Raw genomic sequence first — 20,473 nt, forward strand, 5'->3', positions numbered from 1 at the left:
CCTGATGCAAGTCGCGGCAAAGCGTCTATATAGGCGGCATGACCCAGATTCTGAAAGGCCCAGTGGCCACCGAAATCGAAACGCGGCTGCAAAATGCCCTGACCCCGCAACAGCTGGCCGTGATCGACGACAGCGAAAAGCATCGCGGTCACGCCGGGCATGACGGATCGGGCGAAAGCCATTTCACTGTGGACATCGTGTCGGATCGCTTCACCGGCCAGAGCCGCGTCGCCCGCCAGCGCATGGTCAACGCCGCGCTTGCCGACCTGCTGCGCGACAAGGTCCATGCGCTGGCCATCAAGGCGCGCGCTCCGGGAGAAGCCTGATGACCATGGACGATCTCATCATCCAGACGATCACGCCGACCACCCATGATCTGGGCGATTTCAAGGTCCACCGTTCGCTGCCCGCCAAGGGGCGCACGATGGTCGGCCCGTTCATTTTCTTCGATCAGGCGGGGCCAGCCAAGATCGGCGCGGGGCAGGGCATCGACGTCCGGCCCCATCCGCATATCAATCTCGCCACCGTCACCTATATGTATGAAGGGGCCTTCTTCCATCGCGATTCGCTGGGGACGGAGCAGATTGTCGAGGCGGGCGCGGTCAATCTGATGACGGCGGGCAAGGGCATCGTCCATAGCGAACGCTCGCCCGATGAAGAGCGGGCCAAGCTCTCCAAACTGTCCGCCATCCAGACCTGGCTGGCGCTGCCCGACGCGCTGGAAGAAATGGACCCGGCGTTCGAGCATGTCGGCGAAGGCGGCCTGCCGGTGATCGAGGCGCATGGGGTGCGCGCCCGCGTCATCATGGGGTCGCTCTGGGGGCAGCGCTCGCCCGTCACCACCTATGCCGATACCATCTATGCCGACATCCAGCTATCGCCCGGCGGCCATGTGCCGATCGACCCGTCCACCGACGAACGCGCGATTTACGTGTCTGGCGGCGATGCCGCGCTCGACGGGATGATGCTGGCGCCCCAGACGCTCTACGTCCTGCGCCCCGGCACCAGCGCCACGCTGATGAGCGTCGATGGTGGCCGCGTCGTGCTGTGCGGCGGCGAAGCCTTCAAAACGCCGCGCCATGTCTGGTGGAATTTCGTCTCCTCCCGCCAGGACCGACTGATGCAGGCGCGCGAGGATTGGGAAGCCCTCCGCTTCCCCTTGATCCCCGGCGATGATCAGGAGTTCATCCCGATCCCGCAGGGCCGCCCCAAGACGGTCAGCTATCCGTAATTCCTCCCCGTTTCGGGGAGGGGGACCGTCGGCGCAGCCGATGGTGGAGGGGGCGGGCGGCTGGACGCGCCCTCGTGCTACTGAACGAACGTCAGCGACAGATTCTCGGCGTTCTTGGGAATGTCGATCCGGCTCTCGTTGATCGACGCTTCCTCGCCCGGCTTCAGGCGGTTCTTGTCGGCCTTGGTCGTCCAGCTGAACACCAGCCGGTTCTGCCGGTCGCGCAATTGGACCAGCACCGGCGGCACCGGCAGCGCCTGCGTCCCGCTGTTGACGATCCGCGCGCCGAACGCGAAATATTCCTCGCCCGTCGGCAGCTTGCGCCGCTCGGCGGGCTTGGACAGATAGAAGAGCAGATCAGGATCGCCCTCTTCGGCCACCAGCCCCAGGCTGACTGCCCATCCCGGCGGTCCGAAATAATAGAAGGCTCCGCCAGCCGCCGCGACGACCAAGGCAAAGGCGATGGCGGCATAGGTCCATAGCTTGACTGGATTGCGGCGCGGCTTGAACGGCGGCGCGGGCGCGAACTGGCCCTCCTCCACGACATCGACCGGCGCACCGGCGTAAATATCGTCGATCCGATTGTCCGCAGGCGCGGCGATCGGCGGCGCCACGGGCGCTACTTCCTCCGGCACAGAGGCCACGGCTTCGGCCGCTTCCGGTGCAGTGACAGGCGCGGGCGGGGCGACGGGTTCGACCGGTGCCGCAACCGGCGGCACAACTACCGCAGCCTCAACCGGCGCGCTCTCGCGCGGCGGCAGGGCGGCTGGTTGCTGGAACCAGCTATGCTTGCACGCGGCACAGCGGACCTGGCGGCCGGCCGGGCCGACGGCGCTGTCCGGCACGACATAGCGCGTCGCGCAATTGGGGCACACCAGGATCATGTTGCTTCATAGGCATGGCAGGGACTCGCGCGCAAGCGGTCAACTTGTGTTGGCGTCATTCCGTCGCGACTCGCGGTCAGATGCCGGCCGGGCTTTACGGCTGCCTGCCCGCTGTGCCATGGCTGTGGTTCCGGGGAACAGGGAGCGCGCGAGCGCCATATTTCAAGTCATGTCGGCCATCGTCCAGTTCGAGAATGTCGGCCTGCGCTATGGTCTGGACAGCGAAACGCTGTCCGACGTCAGTTTTACGCTGGCGGGCGGCGGCTTCTATTTCCTGACCGGCGCATCGGGCGCGGGCAAGACATCGTTGCTCAAATTGCTCTACCTTGCCCAGCGCCCCAGCCGGGGCGTCATCCGCCTGTTCGGCGAAGATGTCGTGACCCTGCCGCGCAAACGCCTGCCCGGCTTCCGCCGCCGCATCGGCGTGGTGTTTCAGGATTTCCGGCTGGTCCCGCATCTGTCCGCCTATGACAATATCGCCTTGCCGCTTCGGGTGTCGGGCATGGAGGAGGGAGAGATCGACGCCCCCGTCACCGAAATGCTCAATTGGGTCGGGCTGGGCGACCGCGGGCAGGCGCGGCCTGCAACCCTGTCGGGCGGGGAGCAGCAGCGCGTCGCCATCGCCCGCGCGGTGATCGGGCGGCCCGAAATTTTGGTAGCGGACGAACCGACCGGCAACGTCGACGCCGACATGGCCCGCCGCCTGATGACCCTGTTCGAGGCGCTCAATCGTCTGGGCACCACCATCGTCGTCGCCACCCATGACCTGCCGCTGATCGCGCAGGTATCGGGCGCGCAGATGATGCGACTGGACAAGGGGCGGCTGGCCGACCCGACCGGATCGCTGCGCTATCCGCCGCGCCAGCAGGGTGGCGAGTGATGGCGTCGCGCGCGGATCGCCGTGCCGCCGCTGCGGCGCGCCATCGCCTGCTGCCCGGCGGGCGGGTGGCCGGGCCGATGCTGTGGATCATCGCGATCATGATGTTCCTGACCGTGCTGGCCGCCGCTGCCGGTCTGGGGCTGGGGGCTGCGGTTCAATCGATGAGCGCGGACCTGGCCGGTCGCGCCAGCGTGCAGGTGGTCGAAGCGAACCCGCAGCAGCGCGACCAACTCGCCGCACGAGCGCTGACGGCATTGCGCGGCGCGGACGGGGTGCAGGCTGCCGCAGCGGTCGATCCTGCACTGCTGGCCGAGCAGATCCGCCCCTGGCTGGGCGAGGAAGCGACCAGCGGCGACCTGCCCCTGCCTGCGCTGATCGACGTGACGCTGACGCCGGGCGATGCCGACGCAAAGGTTGCGCGGCTCCGCCGTCTGCTGGGCGACCTGTCGCCTGCCTTGCGGATCGAACCCCATGCCGCCTTCCTGATGCCACTGGCCGGATTGCTGGCGGCGCTGGGCTGGCTGGCCGCCGGGGTCGTTTTGCTGATGACGCTGGCGACCGGCGCGGTCGTGGTGCTGGCGGCGCGCGGCGCGCATGACAGCCATCGCGGCACTATCGAGGTGCTGCACCTGATGGGGTCCACCGACGTCCAGATTGCCCGGCTGTTCCAGCGCCGCATTGGCCTCGACGCGCTGCTGGGCAGCGCGCTGGGCTTTGCCTTTGCTGCCTTCGTCATCCTGCTGATTGGCCTGCGCCTCTCGGCTACCGGTTCGGAACTGCTGGGCGCGGTGCGCCTGCCGCCGATCAGTTGGGCGGTGCTGGCATTGCTGCCGGTGGCGGGCGTCCTGTTGGCGACGCTGGCGGCGCGCTGGACGGTGTTGCGGGCGCTGGGGCGGGCGCTGTGATCGTCCGGCTGCTCGCCGTCGCGCTGCTCGGCTGGATGCTGGGCTTTGTGTGGTTTGCGATTTTCCTGCCCCAGCCGCTCGACGGGCGCCAGACCGACGCGATCGTTGTACTGACCGGCGGCGCGGGGCGGATCGACCGGGGCATTGCCCTGTTGCAGGGCGGGGCGGCCAAACGGATGCTGATTTCCGGCGTCGATCGCTCCGTCCGCCCGGTCGAACTCGCGGCGCAATATCAGACGCCCGAAGCCTTGTTCACCTGCTGCATCACATTGGGCCGCGAAGCGATCGACACACGGTCCAACGCGATTGAAACCGCGCGCTGGCTGGAACGGCGCGATTACAAGACGGTGCGTCTCATCACGACCGACTGGCATATGCGCCGCGCGGCGCTCGAACTGCGGCAGGCTCTGCCCGGCCGGGTCGCTATCGTCTATGACGCGGTGCCCAGTCGTCCGAGCCTCACCATGCTAGCGCGCGAATATAATAAATATCTGCTGCGCCGGGCCGCTGCACTTCTTGGCATTTGATGGCATAGGGCTTCAATGATCACCTTGCTGCGCTCCATCGTCTTTTCGCTCATCTTCTATCCCGGCAGCCTGCTGCTGGTGCTGATCGCTTTGGTCGTAGGCCAGTTTTCGCCGCCCGCGCTGCGGTGGGTGGCGACGATGTGGGGCTGGTTCCACCGCCATTGCGCCCGCTGGCTGCTGGGGCAGAGGGTGGTGATAGAGGGCGATTTGCCGCTGGGTTCCTATCTCTACGTCGTAAAGCATGAATCGATGTTCGAGACCATCGACATGCTGTGCGTGTTCGACCTGCCCGTTATCCCGGCCAAGCGGGAGCTGTTCGACATTCCGTTGTGGGGAATTATCGCCGAACGCTATGGCCTGATCCCGATCGAGCGCGCCGCCGGGGCTAGCGCGATGCGGACGTTGCGGACCCGCGCGAGAGAAGCCACTGAAGCGGGGCGGGCGGTCTGTATTTTCCCCGAAGGCACTCGCGTTCCCCATGGGCAATCGCCGCCGTTGCAGTCGGGTTTTGCCGGGCTATATGCCCTGCTGAGCCTGCCGGTAGTGCCGATCGCGCTGGATAGCGGGCGGGTGTCGCCCAAGGGCAGTTTCCTGAAAAAAGCGGGCATCATCACCTATAAGGTGGGTGCGATCGTGCCGGCCGGGCTGGACCGGCGCGAGGCGGAAGTGCGGGTCCATGCCGCGATCAACGCGCTGAACCCGCCTTCTGCCCTGACTTAATGCGCCCGGCCAAAGTCCGGCTTGGCGTCGTCCTGACCCTGTTCGATGATCGATCGGCGGATGGCGCGGGTGTGGGTGAAGAGGTTGAACAGCGCATCGCCATCATTCCAGCGGATCGCCCGCTGGAGCGCTGACAGATCCTCCGAAAAGCGCTGGAGCATTTCCAGCACCGCGTCCTTGTTGGCCAGGAATACGTCGCGCCACATGGTCGGGTCGGACGCGGCGATGCGGGTGAAGTCGCGAAAGCCACCGGCGGAATATTTGATGACTTCCGATTGTGTCACATTTTCCAGATCGCTGGCCGTGCCGACGATGGTGTAGGCGATCAGATGCGGCAAATGGCTGGTCACCGCCAGCACCAGATCATGATGCGCCGGGTCCATCATCTCCACGTCCGCGCCGACCCGCCGCCACAGGTCTGCGACGCGCTCGACCGCAACCGGATCAGCGTCAGCGGGCGGGGTGACGATGCACCAGCGGCCCTTGAACAATGTGGCAAAGCCCGCTTCCGGCCCGCTATTCTCCGTGCCTGCGACGGGATGCGCCGGGATGATCGTGCGTCCGGGGAGCGCCGCGACCAGTTGCGCCAGCACGTCCGCCTTGCAGGAACCCACATCGCTGACGATCGCGTCGGCGGGCAGATCATCGGCCAGTTCCGCCGCTGCCGCACCCATCGCCCGCACCGGCACGCACAGCACCACCAGATCGGCGTCGGTGACCGACGCCCCTGCCGTGTCGGTAATGTCGTCGCACAGGTCGATCCGCCGCGCGGTGTCGCGCACCGCCGGATCGGCATCATGGCCGGTGACCCGCACGGTCGGCATCTCCGCCCGGATCGCGCGGGCAAGCGAGGAGCCGATCAGGCCAAGGCCGATGATGGTGACGCGGGCGAATGGCAGCATCGCGTCAGGCCGATTCCGCCATGGCGCGCAACTTGTTCGCCACCGCGCGGGTCTGCGCCTTGGTGCCGATGGTGATGCGCAGGCCGTTGGGCAGCCCCTGTCCCGGCAGCCAGCGGGTGGCATAGCCTTCTTCCCACAATCCCTTCATCGCGGCTTCGGCGGTCAGCTTGCCATCGAACAGGATCAGCAGGAAATTGGTCTTGCTGGGCACCACGCGCAGGCCGTGGTTGGACAGGGCACCGATTTCGCCCGCCAGCCATTCGCGCCAGCGCGCATTATGGGTGCGGCTCGATTCGACCCACGCACTGTCATTGATCGCGGCGATCGCGGCGGCCTGCCCTGCGGTCGTCACGTTGAACGGCGCGCGGATGCGGTGGAGGATGTCGATCACTTCCGCGCTGGCATAGCCCCAGCCGATCCGCTCCGCCGCCAGCCCGTAAATTTTGGAAAAGGTGCGGGTGACGAAAATATTGCTGGCTGTTCTGGCCAGTTCGAGGCCACCATCATCCTCGTCCGTATCGAGATATTCGGCATAGGCCTGATCCAGCACGAACAATATGTCGGGGCGCAGGCCCGCGTGCAGCCGGGCAATCTCCTCCCGGCTGGTCATCGTGCCGGTCGGGTTGTTGGGGTTGGCGAGGAATACGACCTTGGTCTTGTCCGTCACGGCGGCCAGCAGTGCGTCCACGTCGGTGGCATAATCCTTGTCCGGCGCGATCACCGGGGTCGCGCCGACACGGCGGGCGGCGATGTCGTAAACGGCAAAGCCATAGCGCACATACAGCACTTCATCACCCGGCCCGGCATAGGCGCTGGCCGCGATGTGCAGCAACTCGTCCGATCCGGTGCCGTAGATGATCTGCGCCGGGTCCAGCCCATGCACCGCGCCGATCGCCTCACGCAGCATGGTCGCGCCCGGATCGGGATAGGTGGCGAGGTCGGCGGTGGCGGCGACCAACGCAGCGCGGGCGGCAGCGCCGGTGCCGAGCGGATTTTCATTGGCCGACAGCTTGATCAGCGGACGGCCATCATCGGTCGCGGACTTGCCCGGCACATAGGGCGAAATGCCGAGAATCCAGTCCTTGGGAGCGGGTTTTGCAAGTGTCTCTGTCATGGCGACGCGCTTTAGCGGCTTCCGCGCCAAAGGCAAAGCGGCAGTCCAGATTGACAGCGCTCCACCGTGGTCCTAGCCCGGCGCGACCATGGCCAGCCTCTCTATGACAGATGACAGCCGTTTCGGCCTGCGCCGACAGGTTCGGCTTGCCGGGCCATTGCCGCTGGACAGCGGCGCGGCGCTGGGTCCGGTCGATATAGCCTATGAAACCTATGGCACGCTGAATGCCGACCGATCCAACGCGATCCTGATCTGCCATGCGCTGACCGGGGACCAATATGTCGCGTCCGACCATCCGGTGACGGGCAAGCCCGGCTGGTGGTGGCGACTGGTGGGGGAGGGGAAGCCGGTCGATCCGGCGCGGCATTTCATCGTCTGCGCCAATGTCATCGGCAGCTGCATGGGGTCGAGCGGCCCGGCCAGTGTGGACCCGGCGACGGGCGCGCCCTTTGCCATGCGCTTTCCGGTGCTGACCATCGCCGACATGGTGCGGGCGCAGGCGATGCTGCTCGACCATTTGGGGGTGGACCGACTGTCGGCGGTGATTGGCGGGTCGATGGGCGGGATGCAGGCGCTGACCTGGCCGACGCTGTTTCCCGACCGGGTGGAAAGCTGCATCGTCATTGCGTCAACCGCGCGGCACAGCGCTCAGAATATCGCCTTTCACGAGGTCGGTCGGCAGGCGATCATGGCCGATCCACACTGGCGCGGGGGGGATTATTATGCCGACGGGCAAGTGCCGAGCGCCGGCCTCGCCGTCGCGCGGATGGCGGCGCATATCACCTACCTGTCCGAAGCGGGGCTGACCGAGAAATTCGGGCGGCGCTTGCAGGGCCGCGACGCCAAGACGTTCGGCTTCGACGCGGATTTTCAGGTGGAAAGCTATTTGCGCCATCAGGGGTTGAGCTTTGTCGAGCGGTTCGACGCGAACAGCTACCTCTACATCACCCGCGCCATGGACTATTATGACATTGCCGAGGATCATGGCGGATCGCTGGCCAGAGCGTTTACGGCGAGCAAGGCGCGCTTCTGCCTTGTCAGTTTCGATACCGACTGGCTCTATCCGACGACGGAATCGCGGATCATCGTCCATGCGCTGAACGCAGGCGGCGCGCAGGCGAGTTTCGTCGAACTGTCCAGCCCGTTCGGTCATGACGCCTTCCTGCTGGAATGTCCTGAATTGAACCGCGTTGTCGATGGCTTCCTGAAAGGCGGTCGGGCGTGAGTGAGCTGCTGCGGCCCGATCTGGCGCTGATCGCGCGCACGGTGCGGCAGGGCGCGCGGGTGCTGGACGTGGGCTGTGGCGACGGCGCGCTGATGGCGGCGCTGCGCGACAATGCCGGGGTGGATGCGCGCGGGCTGGAGATTGACGGGTCCAACGTCGCCGACGCAGTCGGGCGCGGCCTGTCGGTGGTGCAGGGCGATGCGGACACCGACCTGCGCTACTATCCCGACGCCAGTTTCGACTATGCGATATTGAGCCAGACGCTCCAGACGACGCGGCGGCCCGACCTGGTGGTGGAGGAACTGCTGCGGATCGGCAGGCAGGCCTTCGTGTCCTTCCCCAATTTCGCCCATTGGCGCGGGCGGATTTCGCTGCTGTGGGGTGGGCGGATGCCGGTGACCCGGCTGTTGCCCGACACCTGGTATGACACGCTCAACATCCATCATGTGACGGTGGACGATTTCCGCGCGCTGGTGAAGGATCGCGGCTGGACCATCGACGGGCAATGGTTCCTGAAGGGCGACAGGGAAACCACCCACGCCAACGCCAATCTGTTCGCCGAACATGCGGTGTTTCTGCTGCGGAAATAGGTTCGCTCGTTCCTACACCCGCATCCCGATCCCCTTTTCGATCAGGGCATTGGCGATCGCGGCGATCTCTTCCGCCGGGCGGCTGTCGTCCCAGATGCCGTAGCGCAGTCCCAGAAACACGTTCATGCCCATGATCGCCCAGGCGTGGACTTCTTCCACATCGCCGCGCACGTCGCCGCGCTCTGCGGCTTTGGCCAGGCGGGTCGTCATGCGGGCGGCGGTGTTTTCGTAATGGGCGCGGTAGGCGGCGGCATCGACAAATTCCGATTCGTCGATGATGCGGTAAAGCTCCTTGTGCGACCGGGCGAACTCCAGAAAGCTCAGCAGCCCGATCCGTTCGGCGTCGATGCCGTCGCGCGCCGTCGCGATGCGGGGCGACACATAGTCGCGTACCTGCCCCGACATATCGGCCACCAGCGCGCGGAAAATATCATCCTTGGTATCGAAATAGGTGTAGAAACTGCCCAGCGCACAGCCCGCGCGGCGGGTGATGCCGCTGATCGAGCCTTCGTGAAATCCCTTTTCGCCGAACTCCTGCGCAGCCGCCGCCAGAAGCGCGCGGCGGGTGCGTTCGCCGCGCGCCGTGCGGGGGGTCTTATCGTCCTTGCCCGGTCCCTGATCGGTCATGCTCTCTCCCCGTCCCTGTGTTCTTTTTAGCGCATTCTGGCTGCGTCGATAGCCTGCTCTCTATTTCAAGTTGAAAGATGGTTCAACTTTCATTATCGAATCGGACAAGACACATGGCGACCCGCCAACCGGGCGCACATATTCAGGAGAGGACCGCTCATGAAGGCCTATCACAGCATCCGCGCTCTAGCCCTTGCGTCTGCCGCCTGGACCGGCGCGCTGGCCCTGCCCGCCCTTGCGCAGGACGCGCCGCAGGGAGCCGTCGACGACAGCGAAGGCGCGATCGTCGTTACCGCCCGTCGCCGCGAGGAAACATTGGTGAGCGTGCCGATCGCGGTCAGCGCCTTTTCCGGTGACAAGCTGGAATCGCAGGGCGCGATCGACATTACCGATCTGGCGAACCTGACCCCCAACACCACGCTGGAAGCGTCGCGCGGCACCAATTCGACGCTGACCGCCTTCATCCGTGGCGTGGGCCAGCAGGACCCGGTGTCCGGCTTTGAACAGGGCGTGGGCATCTATCTGGACGATGTCTATCTGAACCGGCCGCAGGGCGCGATCCTGGACATTTACGATGTCGAGCGGATCGAGGTGCTGCGCGGGCCGCAGGGAACGCTTTATGGCCGCAACACGATCGGCGGCGCGGTCAAATATGTGACCAAGATGCTGCCGCAGGATTTTGCGCTCAAGATCAAGGGCAGCTATGGCACCTATGATCAGGCCGATGGCATCATCAGCGTGTCGGCGCCGATCGGCGACATGATCCGGGTCGGCGGCGCACTTGCCCGCCTGTCGCGCGGTGGCTTTGGCGACAATCTCACGACCGGGGACGAGAATTACAACAAGGATGTCTGGGCCGGGCGCGCAACGTTCGAGATGGGCGGCTATGGCCAGCCGGTGCTGATGCGGATCACCGGCGACTATACCAAGGATAATAGCAGCGCGCGTGGCGGCCATCGCCTGATCCCCGGTCAGTTGTCGGGGGCGCCGGTGCTGGGCGACGTGTTCGACACGCGCGGTGGCCTCACCGACCCCAAACAATATGTGAAGTCCTACGGGCTTTCGATGAATATCACGGCGGAACTGTCCGACGCGGTGACGCTGCGATCAATCAGCGCGTGGCGCAAGGATGACAGTGCATCGCCGATTGATTTCGACGCGCTGCCTGCGGTCGACGTCGATGTCCCGGCCTTCTATTTCAACGAGCAATTGAGCCAGGAATTCCAGCTTCTTTATGACAGCGGCCCGTTGCATGGGTTGATGGGCTTCTATTATCTGGATGCGAAGGCCGACACCGCCTTCGACGTCCGGCTGTTCACGACATTGGCGGGTCTGACCGCCTTCACCCAGGCGGATGTCGATACCGAAACCTATGCCGTGTTCGGCGACTTCACCTTCGACATTTCGCAGCAGTTGAGCATTTCGGCGGGCGGTCGCTATACGTGGGACAAGCGCCGGGCCGACATATTGCGGCAAAATTATCTGGGCGGCGGGTCGCCCCTGTTCGGCGGCGCAGGCGTGGCGTTCGGCGCGCCCAGCACCAATTTCAACGGTGAGCGCGAATATAAGAAATTCACGCCGCGCGTCTCGATCAGCTACAAGCCGACGCCTGATCATAATATCTATGCCAGCTATGCGCAGGGCTTCAAGGGCGGCGGGTTCGACCCGCGCGGCGTGGGCGTCAATGCCCCGGACCTCAACAGCAATGGCATCCGCGAGGATAGCGAGATCGCGTCCTTCCTCAGCTTCCGCCCCGAAAGCGTCGAAAGCTATGAAGTGGGCTATAAGGGCAACTTCATGAACGGCGCGCTCTATGTCGCGGTCGCGGGCTTCTATGCCGATTATACCGATGTGCAGATCCCCGGCTCGGTGGCCTGCTCGGTCGGCGGCATCCCGTCCTTCTGCGGCGTCGTGTCCAATGCGGGCAAGGCGCGGTTCAAGGGGCTGGAATTTGAAAGCAACGCCCGGCTGGCGCAGGATTTCCTGACCGGCGGCGACCGGCTGAGCCTGGCGACGGCGGTGGGTTTCATCGACGCGGAATATCGCGAATATATCACCAATATCGGCGGCGTCCCGACTGATGTGGCCGCGTTCCGCGAAGTGCAGAACACCCCCAAATGGACCGCCAGCGGCACGCTGGGCTACACCACGCCAGTCGGCGACGGCAGCCTCTACGCGGGCAGCACCGTCTCGTGGCGCAGCAAAACCTATCAGTTTGAAGTGCCCAACCCCTATATCGACCAGAAGGGCTTTGCCCTGTGGGACGCCAGCATCGTCTATACCGCGCCGGATGATCGCTGGACGCTGGGGCTGCATGGCAAGAACCTGCTCGACAAAGAATATAAGACGTCGGGCTACACCTTCGTCGCGGCCAATGCGACGACCGGCGCGATCATCAACAATGCAGCGGGTTTCCCGACCCCTTCGCTGGGGCGTGAAGGCACTCTGACGGCCTTTTACGGCAATCCCCGGCAGGTGTTCGTCACGGGGATGGTGAAGTTCTAGGTTCGGTATTCCCGCGTAGGCGGGAATCCAGTTCCACGGCGGGACTGGGTTCCCGCCTGCGCGGGAACACGCTGTTGCTGGGCGGTAGGGAGCGTAAGAAGCAAGCATGACCGACCCAACACCCGCCACCCCGGCACCCGTTTCCCCCGCCTATCGCGGCGTCGTGCTGGCGATGCTGCTGCTGGTCTATACGTTCAATTTCCTCGACCGGCAGATCCTTGGCATCCTGGCTGGCCCGATCAAGGCGGAGCTGGGCCTCACCGACGGGCAGTTGGGCGCGCTGGGCGGGATCGCCTTTGCCTTGCTCTATTCGACGCTGGCGATTCCCTTGGCGCTGCTGGCCGACCGGACCAGCCGGACCTGGGTGATCACCGTCTCCCTCGCCGTGTGGAGCGGCTTTACCGCCTTGTGCGGGATGGCGGGCAGTTTCTGGCAGATGTTCGCGTTCCGCGTCGGCGTGGGCGTGGGGGAGGCGGGCGGCGTCGCGCCCTCCTATGCCGTGATTTCCGATTATTTCCCCGCGAACCAGCGGGCGCGGGCGCTCTCCATCTATTCGCTCGGCATTCCGTTGGGATCAGCCGGTGGCGTGCTGCTGGGCGGCTATATTGCGCAGGCGGTCGAGTGGCGCACCGCCTTCATCGCGGTGGGGCTGGCGGGTCTGCTGATCGCGCCTTTGTTTCGGCTGGTGGTGCGCGAACCCGCGCGCCCGGTGCTGGCGAGTGATGCGGTGCCGGTCAGCGCAGTGTTCGGCATATTGGCGGCCAAGCGCGGCTTCTGGTTTCTGGCGCTGGGCGCGGCATGCAGTTCGATGTGCGGCTATGGTGTCGCCTTCTGGCTGCCCAGCCTGTTGATGCGCAGCTTTGGCCTCGACCTGATGGGCGCGGGGCAGTTTCTGGGAGCGCTGCTGCTGATCGGCGGGGTGGCAGGCGTGCTGCTCGGCGGCTGGCTGGGCGACGCGATGGGCGGTAAGGACAAGGCCTATTATGCCTGGGTGCCTGCGATCAGCTATGTCGTGGGGATGCCCCTGTTCGTGGTCGGCGTGCTGTCCGACAGCGTGGGCTTTGCCTTTGCGCTGTTTCTGATCCCGCAGGCGCTTGTCTATGTCTGGCTCGGCCCGGTACTGACCGCCGTGCAGCACCTCGTCCCCGCCCATATGCGCGCCAGCGCGGCGGCGAGCTTCCTGCTGATCAACAATCTGGTCGGGCTGGGATTGGGCAGCTGGAGCGTGGGGGCTTTGTCCGATGCGCTGACGCCCGCCTATGGGGTGGAGGCGTTGCGCTACGCGATCGTCGCGGCGCTGGGCTTCTATCTGCTGGCGGGGCTGTTCATGGCGCTGGCGGGCAGGGCGCTGAGGAAGAATTGGGTGGCGGCGTAATTCCCAATCCCCGTTCGGGCTGAGCGAAGTCGAAGCCTTCTACTGAGCGAAGCGAAGTGGCTTCGACTTCGCTCAGCCGATCCCTTCGACAAGCTCAGGGCGAACGGAGGAGGGGATTACCGCTCCTTGGTCGCGCTGAACTTGATCTTTGGGTGGCGTTCCTGCTGATAGCCAATGTCCCAGGCGCTGCGGGCCATGAATACCAGCGCGCCGTCGCGATCCTTGGCCATATTGGCGGCGTTGAAGCCGATGAAATCCTTGATCGCGGCTTCGTCGCCGCTGATCCAGCGGGCGGTGTCGAAGGGCGAGGGTTCGAGGCCCGCTGCGACCTTATACTCCGCGTCCAACCGGGAAATCAGCACTTCGAGCTGGAGCTGGCCCACGACGCCGACGATCCAGTTGCTGCCGATTTCGGGGTAGAATACCTGGATCACGCCCTCTTCGGACAGGTCGTCCAGCGCCTTGCGCAACTGCTTGGTCTTGGTCGGGTCTTTCAGCTGCACCCGGCGCAAAATTTCCGGCGCGAAATTGGGCAGGCCGGTGAAGCGCAGGCCGGGTTTCTCGCTCAGCGTATCGCCCACGCGCAGCGCGCCATGGTTGGGGATGCCGATAATGTCGCCGGGATAGGCCTCGTCCGCCAGCTCACGGTCCTGCGCGAAGAAGAGGATGGGTGAGTGGACCGCCAGCGCCTTGCCGGAGCCTGACGGGGTCAGCTTCATGCCGCGTTTGAACTTGCCCGACACCAGCCGCATGAAGGCGATGCGGTCGCGATGCATCGGGTCCATATTGGCCTGCACCTTGAAGATGAAGCCGGTAACTTCACTGCCCTCCGGCTCGACCGCAGCGGGTTCGGCGGGCTGGGCGCGGGGCGGCGGGGCGTGGGCGGCCAGCGCGTCGATCAACTCGGTGACGCCGAACAATTTGAGCGCGGAGCCGAAATAAACCGGGGTAAGGTCACCCTGGCGATAGCGGTTGAGATCGAACTCGGCATAGCCGCCCTGTGACAGTTCGGCCTCTTCGCGCAGCTTGGTCAGGCCGTCGGGGGAGAGGAAATCGGCCAGTTTCGGGTCGTCCAGCCCGGTAAACTGGTGCCGCGTGCCGTCAAATTCCTTCGACGGCCCGCTCGGCTGCATCAGCCGGTTGGTGGCGAAATCATATATGCCTTCAAACTCGCCACCCATGCCGACCGGCCAGCTCATCGGGCAGACGTCAAGCTGCAACTGGTCCGCCACTTCGTCGAGCAGGCCGAACGTCTCGCGGCCTTCGCGATCCACCTTGTTGACGAAGGTGATGATCGGCAGGTTGCGCAGGCGGCATACCTCGAACAATTTGCGGGTCTGCGGCTCGATGCCCTTGGCCGCGTCGATCACCATGACGGCGGAGTCCACCGCGGTCAGGGTGCGATAGGTGTCCTCGGAAAAATCTTCATGCCCCGGCGTGTCGAGCAGGTTGAAGGTGATCGTCTCGCCATCGCGGGTCCGCTCGAACGTCATGACCGAGGATGTGACGGAAATGCCGCGCTGCTGCTCGATCTTCATCCAGTCCGATCGCGCGCGCCGGTTCGCCCCGCGCGCCTTGACTTCACCCGCCAGATGGATCGCGCCGCCCTCCAGCAGCAGCTTCTCGGTCAGCGTAGTCTTACCGGCGTCGGGGTGGGAAATGATCGCGAAGGTGCGGCGGGATGGGATGGTCATGATGATTTTCTGGGTCGGGAGTAATAAAGCCGTTCGCCCTGAGCGAAGTCGAAGGGCCATGCCGAGCGGAGGCGAGGCACTTCGGCTTCGCTCAGTGGAGGGCTTCGACTTCGCTCAGCCCGAACGGAATCTAGGTTGCGCCGTTACACGTCCACAAGGCTGACGTCCATGCGGAAGGCGCGGCTCTGCCCCGGCGGCAGGGCGATGATGCCCTGTTTCTCCCACACGTCACCCTCGAACCCGACCAGATCGGCCATGCCCGCCCAAGGTTCGACGCACAGATAATGCGCGCCCGGCTTCTGCCACAGCCCCAGCCATGGCGTGTCGGGAAAGTCGATTTTCAGGCGCGGCTGGCCCGGCACGCCCCAGAGCAATGAGCGGCTGGCAAGATCATCCCAGATCAGTGCGTCGCCCGCGAACATGGCACGGCTGGGGACGAGCGTGTCGCCATCGACCGGGGATGCGATGGACTCCCGCGCGATCAGGCCCGGTTCCTCGCCCACCTTGCGGATCGGCGCGGGTTCGGGCTGTTCAAAGACAATGCGGTGATCCTCCGGTGCGCCGCCATAGGGCAGGGGCCAGGCGAAGGCGGGATGATAGCCAAAGGAGAAGGGCATGACCGCCTCCCCCCGGTTGCTCACCGTCGCGGTCATGCGCAGGCTGGCCCCCTCGATCGCAAAGCTCATGTCGAGCCGGAAGGTGAAGGGATAGACGGCAAGGCTTGCCTCGTCCGCTTCCAGCCGGAAGGTTGCGGCGCTCTCGCTGCGGTCGATCCGGGCGAATGCGCTGCGCCGGGCAAAGCCGTGCTGAGGCATCGCATAATCGCGCCCGTCCAGCCGATAGACGTCGCCGCGCGACCGCCCGACAAAGGGGAACAGCAGCGGCGCATGGCCAGTCCACCAGCGCGGATCGGCGTCGGTCATCAACTCGCGCCCCTGTGCATCGCGCAGCGACCAGAGTTCCGCGCCATGGTGGTGGATGGTGGCGCTCAACTGGTCCGAAGCGATGCTGACCGGTGCGTCTGTCACGTCCTGCTGTCCTCCTGATGATGCGGGCCTGCCTTAGCGCGGAGGCAGCCGCCTGTCTTGCCCCGACGCGCGCTCGTTTCGCAAGGGAACCGAAAGATTGCATCGCTGGTTTGGCACGCGGGAGACATGATCATGAAAATATACGGTATGGCCGCGCTTTTACTCTGTTCAACACCGGCGCTGGCGCAGGAAGCGGAAAAGCCAAAGGACGAAACACTCAAAAAAGCGGGTAATATCGCCAGCCAGCCGGTGCGCGACATCGGCCTGGACAAGGACGAGATTCCGCCGGTGTTGCTGAAAGCGGTGGAAAATCCCTATGCGACCCCGGCGTCGCGGACCTGCAAGGGGCTGAAAGCATCGCTGGGCGAACTCAACGCAGTGCTGGGCGAGGATTTCACGGTCGGCGCAAAAGCGAACGAGAATCGCACCGGCAAGATTGCCGAGGCGGTCGGCAAGACCATCGTCAATTCGCTGATCCCTTTCCGGGGTCTGGTGCGCGAAATCAGCGGCGCCGCGCCGCAGGAACGGCGTTTGCAGGCGGCGGTCACGGCGGGGATCGCCCGGCGCGGCTATCTGCGCGGGATGGCGGCGAATAAAGGCTGCAAGATCATCAGCTAAGCATATTCGCGCGCATAACCCCGATGGGGTATGCGCGCGTCCGACGGGATGGATAGATGCCATAAGAAGGCGGTCTGACTGCCTGCCGATGGCCGGATCATTCGCGACCCATGATCCGGCCATCGGCCCTTGGTTCGCAAGGTTTAGACCGCACCGGCCCACACCCCCACCCGACCTCCCATTCAGGATACACTCTGTGGGCGGTCGGGTGGGGGTGTGGGCTGGTGCGGTAACGCAAATGCGCTCTTTCGCGCATTTCGAGACAGAGTTCACACCTTCGCTTCATCCTGCTTTCATGCTAGGTCGCCGCCAACACACTGGCGAGACCCATGATGAACGACCTGACCCAGACCCCTGAAATGCTGATCGCGATGATGGGCGCGCGCGCCCGTCGCGCTGCGCTGGCCCTCGCGCAGGCGAGCGACGCGCAAAAGGCCGACGCGCTGCGCCGCGCGGCGCAGGCGTTGCGGGATCAGGCGCCGGCGATCATCGCCGCCAATGCGCGTGACATGGACAATGCCGCCGCCAATGGCCTGTCGCCCGCCATGCTCGACCGGCTGAAGCTGGACGCGGGCCGGGTCGCGGCCACCGCCGATGGGGTGGAGCAGGTCGCCAGCCTGTCCAATCCGCTGGGCAGCGTCATCGACCAGAGCGTGCGTCCCAACGGGCTGGAACTCAGCCGCGTGCGCGTGCCGCTGGGCGTGATCGGCATCATCTATGAAAGCCGCCCCAATGTGACGGCGGACGCCGCGGCGCTCTGCCTGCGCGCGGGCAATGCCGTCATCCTGCGCGGCGGCAGCGAGGCGAAGGAGAGCAACCGCGCGATCCTGACCGCGATGGTCGAGGGGATCGTGGCCGCTGGCCTGCCCGCCGACGTCGTGCAACTCATCCCCACCACCGACCGCGCGGTCGTGGGCGCCTTGCTGCGCGCCACCGAATTTATCGACCTGATCGTGCCGCGCGGGGGCAAGAGCCTGGTCGCGCGGGTGCAGGAGGAAGCGCGGGTGCCGGTGCTGGCGCATCTGGACGGCATCAACCATAGCTATGTCGATGGCGCGGCGGACCCCGCGATGGCGCGGCAGCTGGTGATCAATGCCAAGATGCGGCGGACGGGCGTGTGCGGTTCGACCGAAACGGTGCTGATCGACCGCGCCTTTGGCGACGCGCCCGCGCTGGTAAAGGCCTTGCTCGACGCCAGATGCGAAGTGCGCGGCGACGAAGCGGTGCAGGCGATGGACGCGCGCGTTGTTGCGGCCAGCGATCAGGACTGGGACACCGAATATCTCGAAGCGATCGTGTCGATCCGGCTGGTCGATGGCGTCGATGGGGCGATCGCCCATATCGCCGCCCATGCCAGCCACCATACCGACGCGATCATCACCGAGGATGCCGAGGTTGCAGAGCGGTTCCTGAATGCCGTCGATAGCGCCATCGTGATGTGGAACGCCTCCACCCAGTTCGCCGATGGCGGCGAATTCGGGCTGGGCGCGGAAATCGGCATCTCGACCGGCCGCCTCCACGCGCGCGGGCCGGTCGCGCTGGAGGGGCTGACGACCTACAAATGGATCGTGCGCGGGACGGGGCAGGTTCGGCCTTAAGGTCAGATACTCCCTCCGTTCGGGCTGGGTGCTTTCTTAGCCCTCTCGCGCCTTCGCGGGAGAGGGTTGGGTGAGGGTCTTTTTGAAAAGAGCCATACGAATGGCCTCAACCACACCTTCAAGATTCTCCGTCACTTCGTGATTCCAGAAGCGCATGACGAGCAGCCCTTGCACTTCCAAAAATTCCGAGCGTGAACGATCCGCCTGTTCATTATGCTGGCCGCCATCAATTTCGATCGCCAACGCGGCCTCAATGCACAGAAAATCTACTATAAATGGCCCGATAGTGGCCTGGGGGCGAAATTTGAAACCTTCGAGCTGACGATTGCGCAATACCGCCCAGACCGATCGCTCAACGTCAGTCATATCCCGTCGAAGGCGGCTGGCATGAGGGCTTATCCGGCGTCGGACCGGGTACATCGGGGGCCACTATAAAGTAAGAAAGGCCCTCACCCAGCCCTCTCCGGTGAACCCGATGCCGCCTTTGGTGTAGCTAGCGTCGCAAGTGAGGCAGGCCCGGAAGTCTCCCGAGCAAAATCTAGAATGCCCACCAAGGCACCGTGTAGCGTGGCATGTATTTCCTCGCGCTTTTCGCCTGGATGCCAGACAATCCGGTCGATCAAAGACCGAATGGCCCGCGAGGCATCAAGCCGTGTTTCTGGATCTTCGAGCGCCTGCGTAAATCGCGCCATCTCCCGCTTGTAGATTTCGGCGATTCTAGGATGCACATCGGGGATGGGTTGCGGCAATTGGGCAATGCGGGCGGCTATGTCGGCCTTCTGTCGTTCAAGCTCCGCCATGCGAACTTTCATGGCAGGCTGATTCAGTCCGTCCTCGATGGCGATCATGATCCCGGCAATGGCCCGGTCGATCTTCTCTAGCGCACGATGATCCTCTTCAACCTGCGCGCGATTTTCCCGGTTCTCGCGATTGATATGCTCGGCATAGGCCGCAACAGCCGCCTGCACCTTGTCGCGAGACACACGCCGTTCGGTAAGGGCCGCAAGTGCCCGCTGGTCCAGCACTTCACGGCGAATGGTCCGGTTGTTGGCGCAGATGTGGCGGCGATGATGATTCAAACAGCCATAGCGCCATTGACCGCCACACCGAGCTTGCCGCCGCACAGGCCAAATTCGATAAGGCCCGAGAGCAGATGGACCGGGCGTCTGCCAAGATGCATCCGGCTGGCTTGCGTGGCTTGGGTATATTTGTCGGTAAGTGCATCCTGTCGCTGCTTCACTGCGCGCCAAAGATCGTCGCTGACGATCCGCAGATGCGGTACCTCTACCCGAACCCATTCGGCTTGGGGGTTGGTGCGGGCTACCCTCCGACCCGTCAGCGGATTCTTGAGATAGTGTTTGTGGTTCCAGACCCGCTTTCCGACATAGAGTTCATTGTTGAGAATACACACGCCCTGGCAACGCTTGCCGGTCACGGTCGTGTTGCTCCATGGCCGCCCGGCAGGACCAGCGATCCCTTGGGCGTTGAGGTCGCGAGCAATGGCGCGTGGACTCTTGCCCGCGGCGAACTCGCGAAAGATGCGCTCGACCACTGGCGCTTCGCTCGGCTCGATCCGGCATTCGCCTCGTACCAGTTCACCTTCGCTGGAAAGCCGCCTCACCGTGCGATAGCCATAGCCTACGGGTCCTGCCGAAAAGCCTTTCTCCACGCGGCCTCGTTGCCCACGATGGGTTTTCTTGGCGATGTCTTTAAGGAACAGCGCGTTCATCGCGCCCTTGAGACCAACGTGCAGTTCGGAAATTTCGCCTTCGGCGAGCGTCACCGGCGGCACGCGGGCGAACTGGAGATGCTTAAAGAGCGTGGCAACGTCCGCCGGGTCACGCGAGACCCGATCCAGGGCTTCGGCCAGCACCATGTCGAACAGACCTGCCCGTGCGTCTTGCACCAACGACTGGATGCCAGGCCGCAGGATCATGCTGGCCCCCAAAATTGCAGCATCCGAATATGTCTCAACGACATGCCAGCCTTCGCTGGTCGCCCGCTCGCGGCAGATGCGAAGCTAATCTTCGATCGACGCGGCGCTCTGCTG

The 20,473-nt window shown here is 64.7% G+C and carries 21 protein-coding genes; 12 read left to right on the forward strand and 9 right to left on the reverse strand.

What is annotated here, in order from left to right:
• Window positions 1–38 precede the first annotated feature (38 nt).
• Together ACODSR_RS04830 and ACODSR_RS04835 are read left to right on the forward strand one after the other, a co-directional pair.
• Window positions 39–326, forward strand: coding sequence for a BolA family protein (locus ACODSR_RS04830; RefSeq protein WP_489074230.1), 288 nt, complete (start codon window positions 39–41; stop codon window positions 324–326).
• On the forward strand, window positions 326–1,231 hold the full coding sequence (locus tag ACODSR_RS04835; RefSeq protein WP_489074232.1) for a pirin family protein: 906 nt from the start codon (window positions 326–328) through the stop codon (window positions 1,229–1,231). Before ACODSR_RS04830 ends, ACODSR_RS04835 begins: the two co-directional genes overlap by 1 nt.
• Before the next feature lie 77 nt (window positions 1,232–1,308).
• On the opposite strand, the gene ACODSR_RS04840 is transcribed toward ACODSR_RS04835, so the two are convergent.
• Complete coding sequence (locus ACODSR_RS04840) at window positions 1,309–2,115, reverse strand: zinc-ribbon domain-containing protein (protein WP_489074234.1); 807 nt, start codon at window positions 2,113–2,115, stop codon at window positions 1,309–1,311.
• Window positions 2,116–2,284: 169 nt separating this feature from the next.
• On the opposite strand from ACODSR_RS04840, the gene ftsE reads away from it, so the two are divergent.
• From ftsE to ACODSR_RS04860, 4 genes are read left to right on the forward strand one after another with little or no spacing between them, the layout of a single operon-like run.
• Window positions 2,285–2,995, forward strand: a complete 711-nt coding sequence (gene ftsE, locus ACODSR_RS04845) for a cell division ATP-binding protein FtsE (RefSeq protein WP_489074236.1) — start codon at window positions 2,285–2,287, stop codon at window positions 2,993–2,995.
• Window positions 2,995–3,900 (forward strand): cell division protein FtsX, encoded by a 906-nt coding sequence (locus ACODSR_RS04850; RefSeq protein ID WP_489074238.1) that lies wholly within the window; start codon window positions 2,995–2,997, stop codon window positions 3,898–3,900. The genes ftsE and ACODSR_RS04850 overlap by 1 nt, the downstream gene beginning before the upstream one ends.
• The gene (locus ACODSR_RS04855; RefSeq protein WP_489074240.1) at window positions 3,897–4,427 is read left to right on the forward strand and encodes a YdcF family protein; all 531 of its coding nucleotides are present in this window, start codon (window positions 3,897–3,899) and stop codon (window positions 4,425–4,427) included. The genes ACODSR_RS04850 and ACODSR_RS04855 overlap by 4 nt, the downstream gene beginning before the upstream one ends.
• A 15-nt stretch (window positions 4,428–4,442) precedes the next feature.
• Window positions 4,443–5,147 carry a lysophospholipid acyltransferase family protein gene (locus ACODSR_RS04860; RefSeq protein ID WP_489074241.1) on the forward strand — a complete coding sequence of 235 codons (705 nt, stop codon included), beginning with the start codon at window positions 4,443–4,445 and terminating at the stop codon, window positions 5,145–5,147.
• Here ACODSR_RS04860 and ACODSR_RS04865 read toward each other — a convergent pair.
• Together ACODSR_RS04865 and hisC are read right to left on the reverse strand one after the other, a co-directional pair.
• Window positions 5,144–6,049, reverse strand: coding sequence for a prephenate/arogenate dehydrogenase family protein (locus tag ACODSR_RS04865; protein WP_489074243.1), 906 nt, complete (start codon window positions 6,047–6,049; stop codon window positions 5,144–5,146). The two genes, ACODSR_RS04860 and ACODSR_RS04865, sit on opposite strands and share 4 nt — an antisense overlap.
• Window positions 6,050–6,053: 4 nt before the next feature.
• Window positions 6,054–7,163 carry a histidinol-phosphate transaminase gene (gene hisC, locus ACODSR_RS04870; protein ID WP_489074245.1) on the reverse strand — a complete coding sequence of 370 codons (1,110 nt, stop codon included), beginning with the start codon at window positions 7,161–7,163 and terminating at the stop codon, window positions 6,054–6,056.
• A gap of 88 nt (window positions 7,164–7,251) precedes the next feature.
• On the opposite strand from hisC, the gene metX reads away from it, so the two are divergent.
• Entirely contained in the window at window positions 7,252–8,388 is a 1,137-nt protein-coding gene (gene metX, locus ACODSR_RS04875) for a homoserine O-acetyltransferase MetX (RefSeq protein WP_489074247.1), read from the forward strand.
• Window positions 8,385–8,978: a methionine biosynthesis protein MetW gene (metW, locus tag ACODSR_RS04880; RefSeq protein WP_489074249.1), complete on the forward strand. Its 594-nt coding sequence runs from the start codon at window positions 8,385–8,387 to the stop codon at window positions 8,976–8,978. Before metX ends, metW begins: the two co-directional genes overlap by 4 nt.
• 12 nt (window positions 8,979–8,990) lie before the next feature.
• Here the strand turns inward: metW and ACODSR_RS04885 are convergent, their stop codons facing one another.
• Entirely contained in the window at window positions 8,991–9,605 is a 615-nt protein-coding gene (locus ACODSR_RS04885; protein ID WP_489074251.1) for a TetR/AcrR family transcriptional regulator, read from the reverse strand.
• Window positions 9,606–9,764: 159 nt separating this feature from the next.
• Here ACODSR_RS04885 and ACODSR_RS04890 point away from each other — a divergent pair, with 159 nt between their 5' ends.
• Both ACODSR_RS04890 and ACODSR_RS04895 read left to right on the forward strand, forming a co-directional pair.
• Complete coding sequence (locus ACODSR_RS04890; RefSeq protein WP_489074253.1) at window positions 9,765–12,110, forward strand: TonB-dependent receptor; 2,346 nt, start codon at window positions 9,765–9,767, stop codon at window positions 12,108–12,110.
• Window positions 12,111–12,216: 106 nt separating this feature from the next.
• Complete coding sequence (locus ACODSR_RS04895; protein WP_489074255.1) at window positions 12,217–13,485, forward strand: spinster family MFS transporter; 1,269 nt, start codon at window positions 12,217–12,219, stop codon at window positions 13,483–13,485.
• A gap of 116 nt (window positions 13,486–13,601) precedes the next feature.
• On the opposite strand, the gene ACODSR_RS04900 is transcribed toward ACODSR_RS04895, so the two are convergent.
• Together ACODSR_RS04900 and ACODSR_RS04905 are read right to left on the reverse strand one after the other, a co-directional pair.
• Complete coding sequence (locus ACODSR_RS04900; protein ID WP_489074257.1) at window positions 13,602–15,179, reverse strand: peptide chain release factor 3; 1,578 nt, start codon at window positions 15,177–15,179, stop codon at window positions 13,602–13,604.
• 143 nt (window positions 15,180–15,322) lie between these two features.
• The gene (locus tag ACODSR_RS04905) at window positions 15,323–16,207 is read right to left on the reverse strand and encodes an aldose 1-epimerase family protein (protein WP_489074259.1); all 885 of its coding nucleotides are present in this window, start codon (window positions 16,205–16,207) and stop codon (window positions 15,323–15,325) included.
• 132 nt (window positions 16,208–16,339) lie between these two features.
• Here ACODSR_RS04905 and ACODSR_RS04910 point away from each other — a divergent pair, with 132 nt between their 5' ends.
• The gene (locus ACODSR_RS04910) at window positions 16,340–16,825 is read left to right on the forward strand and encodes a hypothetical protein (RefSeq protein WP_489074260.1); all 486 of its coding nucleotides are present in this window, start codon (window positions 16,340–16,342) and stop codon (window positions 16,823–16,825) included.
• Window positions 16,826–17,157: 332 nt separating this feature from the next.
• Window positions 17,158–18,423 carry a glutamate-5-semialdehyde dehydrogenase gene (locus ACODSR_RS04915; RefSeq protein WP_489074612.1) on the forward strand — a complete coding sequence of 422 codons (1,266 nt, stop codon included), beginning with the start codon at window positions 17,158–17,160 and terminating at the stop codon, window positions 18,421–18,423.
• A gap of 36 nt (window positions 18,424–18,459) precedes the next feature.
• Here ACODSR_RS04915 and ACODSR_RS04920 read toward each other — a convergent pair whose 3' ends face one another.
• From ACODSR_RS04920 to ACODSR_RS04930, 3 genes are read right to left on the reverse strand one after another with little or no spacing between them, the layout of a single operon-like run.
• On the reverse strand, window positions 18,460–18,843 hold the full coding sequence (locus ACODSR_RS04920) for an endonuclease domain-containing protein (protein ID WP_489074262.1): 384 nt from the start codon (window positions 18,841–18,843) through the stop codon (window positions 18,460–18,462).
• 29 nt (window positions 18,844–18,872) lie between these two features.
• Window positions 18,873–19,502, reverse strand: coding sequence for a hypothetical protein (locus ACODSR_RS04925; protein ID WP_489074264.1), 630 nt, complete (start codon window positions 19,500–19,502; stop codon window positions 18,873–18,875).
• Entirely contained in the window at window positions 19,499–20,437 is a 939-nt protein-coding gene (locus ACODSR_RS04930) for a recombinase family protein (protein WP_489074614.1), read from the reverse strand. The genes ACODSR_RS04925 and ACODSR_RS04930 overlap by 4 nt, the downstream gene beginning before the upstream one ends.
• Window positions 20,438–20,473: the final 36 nt, after the last annotated feature.

Source organism: Sphingobium sp. FG125 (genome assembly GCF_057809795.1).

Bases quoted from the DNA above. Each gene is read 5' to 3' on its own strand.
- ACODSR_RS04830 (WP_489074230.1), top strand. From the start codon at position 39: ATGACCCAGATTCTGAAAGGCCCAGTGGCCACCGAAATCGAAACGCGG.
- ACODSR_RS04865 (WP_489074243.1), bottom strand. From the start codon at position 6,049: ATGCTGCCATTCGCCCGCGTCACCATCATCGGCCTTGGCCTGATCGGC.
- ACODSR_RS04860 (WP_489074241.1), top strand. From the start codon at position 4,443: ATGATCACCTTGCTGCGCTCCATCGTCTTTTCGCTCATCTTCTATCCC.
- ACODSR_RS04835 (WP_489074232.1), top strand. From the start codon at position 326: ATGACCATGGACGATCTCATCATCCAGACGATCACGCCGACCACCCAT.
- ACODSR_RS04910 (WP_489074260.1), top strand. From the start codon at position 16,340: ATGAAAATATACGGTATGGCCGCGCTTTTACTCTGTTCAACACCGGCG.
- metX (WP_489074247.1), top strand. From the start codon at position 7,252: ATGGCCAGCCTCTCTATGACAGATGACAGCCGTTTCGGCCTGCGCCGA.
- ACODSR_RS04895 (WP_489074255.1), top strand. From the start codon at position 12,217: ATGACCGACCCAACACCCGCCACCCCGGCACCCGTTTCCCCCGCCTAT.
- ACODSR_RS04900 (WP_489074257.1), bottom strand. From the start codon at position 15,179: ATGACCATCCCATCCCGCCGCACCTTCGCGATCATTTCCCACCCCGAC.
- ACODSR_RS04890 (WP_489074253.1), top strand. From the start codon at position 9,765: ATGAAGGCCTATCACAGCATCCGCGCTCTAGCCCTTGCGTCTGCCGCC.
- ftsE (WP_489074236.1), top strand. From the start codon at position 2,285: ATGTCGGCCATCGTCCAGTTCGAGAATGTCGGCCTGCGCTATGGTCTG.
- ACODSR_RS04915 (WP_489074612.1), top strand. From the start codon at position 17,158: ATGAACGACCTGACCCAGACCCCTGAAATGCTGATCGCGATGATGGGC.
- ACODSR_RS04885 (WP_489074251.1), bottom strand. From the start codon at position 9,605: ATGACCGATCAGGGACCGGGCAAGGACGATAAGACCCCCCGCACGGCG.
- ACODSR_RS04850 (WP_489074238.1), top strand. From the start codon at position 2,995: ATGGCGTCGCGCGCGGATCGCCGTGCCGCCGCTGCGGCGCGCCATCGC.
- ACODSR_RS04840 (WP_489074234.1), bottom strand. From the start codon at position 2,115: ATGATCCTGGTGTGCCCCAATTGCGCGACGCGCTATGTCGTGCCGGAC.
- hisC (WP_489074245.1), bottom strand. From the start codon at position 7,163: ATGACAGAGACACTTGCAAAACCCGCTCCCAAGGACTGGATTCTCGGC.
- ACODSR_RS04920 (WP_489074262.1), bottom strand. From the start codon at position 18,843: ATGTACCCGGTCCGACGCCGGATAAGCCCTCATGCCAGCCGCCTTCGA.